Below are 2,884 nucleotides of genomic sequence, written 5' to 3'. Positions count from 1 at the left end.
TCGTGGCGAACACCCAGGAAAACATCGCGGCTCGTCGCGCGGCGCTGACGGCGCTGCTGAATGTACGCGATGCTCGACTTCAGCCGTTGCTGCCGCTGCTGCTGAAAGAGACTGAGTTGCGGCGAGATGCGATTCGCGCATCGGCATCATTCAATGATCCGCAGACGCCGGATCGCCTGCTGGCTTTGTATCCTTCGTTGCCGGCTGTGGAGAAACGCGAAGCGCTGACGACGCTGGCGTCGCGCGCCGTTTTTGCCAAGTCACTCGTGGCCGCGATGACTGCCGGCAAGATAGCCGCTGGTGATCTGCCAGCCGACATCGCCAGCCAGATTCGCGCGCTCGGCGATGATGAGTTGACGGCGCAACTGACGCAGGTATGGGGTGTTGCTCGCGTCAGCAGCGCGGAGAAACTTGCGGCTGCCGCGCGATACAAATCCGTTCTCGCCCCGTCCGCGCCTTTGCCGGATGCAAAGCAGGGTCGCGAAGTCTTCATGCGTACTTGCGGTGCCTGCCACAAGCTCTTCGATGAGGGAGGTTCGATCGGGCCAGATATCACCGGCTCCAACCGCCGCGACGTCGACTACCTGCTGCACAACATCCTCGACCCGAACTCGGAGATTCCGAACACCTATCGCATGGCCACGGTGACGCTGCGCGATGGCCGCGTGCTCGCCGGTTTCGCCAACACGCAGGATCCGCAAGTCGTGGTGGTGACCACGCCAAGCGAGATTGTGCGCGTCGGGCGCGATGAGATCGCTTCGCTGGTGCAATCGGATGTATCGATGATGCCCGAAGGGCTGCTGACGCCGCTGACGGACAGCGAGGTGCGCGACCTGTTCAGGTACCTACGGTCCGGCAAATGAACGAGGCTATGAATATTCCGTGGAGGGGGTAATGAAACCGACCTTGTTGTTAGCTTTATTGTGCGCGATGGTTGCACCGATCACGCAGGCAGACACCGTTGCGCTGTTCGACGGCAAGACTCTCGCCGGTTGGGAGGGGGACAAGAAGTTGTGGTGGGTGGAGGACGGTGCGATCACCGGCGGCTCCCGCACCGAGGTGCTGCCGGAGAATGAATTTCTCGCCTCGCAACGGTCGTTCGCCGACTTCGAACTCCGGCTCAAGATCAGGTTGAGCGGCGAGGGCTTCGTGAACAGCGGCATCCAGATCCGCAGCCAGCGGTTGCCGGGCGGTCCGGAAATGATCGGCTACCAGGTGGACGCGGGCGATGGATGGTGGGGCTTGCTGTATGACGAGTCACGGCGCAAGGACGTTATTGCCCGCTCATCCGACATGAAGGCGGTCGCGGCGGCGGTTCGCGGCAATGATTGGAACGAGTATCGGATCCGCGCCGAAGGTCCGCGGATCCGGACTTGGATCAACGGTGTGCCCGCGCTCGACTATACCGAGCGCGATGCTTCCATCGCGCTGGCCGGCCGCATCGGCATTCAGGTGCATGGCGGAGGCAAGACGATCGTGCAGGTCAAGGACGTCACGATCGAAGCGCTCTGACGGCGCCGCCATGACGCAGATCTTTCTCATCGACGATGTGTTCTCCGCGACCAGTTGCCGCCGTCGCCGCATGTGCGGCGTTTCCTCGACTCAACGCCCAAGGTAGCCAGAAGATGAATTCTCGACATCCTTTCCTCCTGCCGATGGTCCTAGCGGTCACTGCTGCGGCGACTGTGATGGCGGCTGAAGACTCTGCGCCGTCCGGCTTCAAGAGATCGCAGCTCGACCTGTTCTACTGGAGCGAAGGCGCCGCCTTCGGCGACCTGGACAAGGACGGGATCCCGGACGTGATCTCCGGCCCCTACTGGTGGAAAGGCCCGCAGTTCAAACAGCGGCACGAGTTCTATCCCGCGCAGGCCACCTTCGACACCGTGGACGGCAGCGGTAATGCGATCACTTATCCCGGATACCCCGGCGCATTGGGCCGCGGGAGCGCCTATTCGGAGGACAACTTTCTGCCCTTCGTCCATGACTTCTCCGGCGACGGCTGGAATGATGTGCTGATCATCGGGCGGCCCGGCGCGCCCGCGCATATATATATCAACCCGAAGGGTCGCCCCGGCCCCTGGGCGCGGCATGCCGTGCTGGATGGGGTGGATAACGAATCACCCACCTTGGCGGACGTCACGGGCGACGGTCGCCCGGAGATCATCTGCAGCCATAAAGGCGACGTCGGCTACGCCGAGTACGACCCCCGTAACCCCACCAAGCCATGGCAATTCCGGGCCGTCAGCAAAGGTGAAAACTGGCACCGCTTCTCCCACGGCTTGGGCGTGGGAGACATCGACGGCGATGGTCGCCAGGACATCGTCTTGCAGAACGGCTGGTATCAGCAGCCGAAATCACTGGCCGGTCAGCCGCTGTGGCCGAAGCACGAGTTCACGTTCAGCGCCGGTGGCGGGGCGACCAGCGTAGGCGGTGGGGCCCAGATGCTGGTGTACGACGTCGATGGCGATGGCTTGAACGATGTGATCACCAGCTTGTATGCCCACGGCTATGGGCTGGCCTGGTATCAACAGGTCCGCGATGCGTCGGGCATTACCTTCAAGCAGCACATCATCATGACAGACACCGGCTGGGGGCGTGCCGGCGGCGCCGTGGGTGTGAACTTCTCCCAGCTGCACGCGCTGGCGCTGGCGGACATGGATGGCGATGGCCTGCAGGACATCGTCACCGGCAAGACATTCTGGGCGCACGGCCGGCATGGTGACCCCGGCAGTCAGGATCCGGCGGTGGTCTACTGGTTTCGCCTGGTGCGCAGCGCAGGAGGCGTCACCTGGCAGCCGCAACTCATCGACAGCAGCGCCGGCATCGGTCGCCGCATCGACGTGGCCGATGTCAATGGGGACGGTCGTCCCGACATCATCTCCGG

The 2,884-nt window shown here is 63.2% G+C and carries 3 protein-coding genes; all 3 read left to right on the top strand.

What is annotated here, in order from left to right; genetic code table 11:
* The coding region (locus JNL55_RS04190; protein ID WP_293849733.1) for a c-type cytochrome at window positions 1-863 on the top strand (863 nt) is incomplete at its 5' end.
* A 31-nt stretch (window positions 864-894) separates the two neighbouring features.
* Complete coding sequence (locus JNL55_RS04185; protein WP_293849693.1) at window positions 895-1,512, top strand: DUF1080 domain-containing protein; 618 nt, start codon at window positions 895-897, stop codon at window positions 1,510-1,512.
* Between the two features lie 113 nt (window positions 1,513-1,625).
* The coding region (locus tag JNL55_RS04180; RefSeq protein ID WP_293849665.1) for an FG-GAP-like repeat-containing protein at window positions 1,626-2,884 on the top strand (1,259 nt) is incomplete at its 3' end.

The sequence above is a fragment of the Steroidobacter sp. genome (genome assembly GCF_016790065.1).
Classification (GTDB): Bacteria; Pseudomonadota; Gammaproteobacteria; order Steroidobacterales; family Steroidobacteraceae; genus Steroidobacter.
The sequence above is the reverse complement of the archived record's forward strand: the minus strand, read 5'-3'. Positions and strand labels throughout refer to the sequence as shown.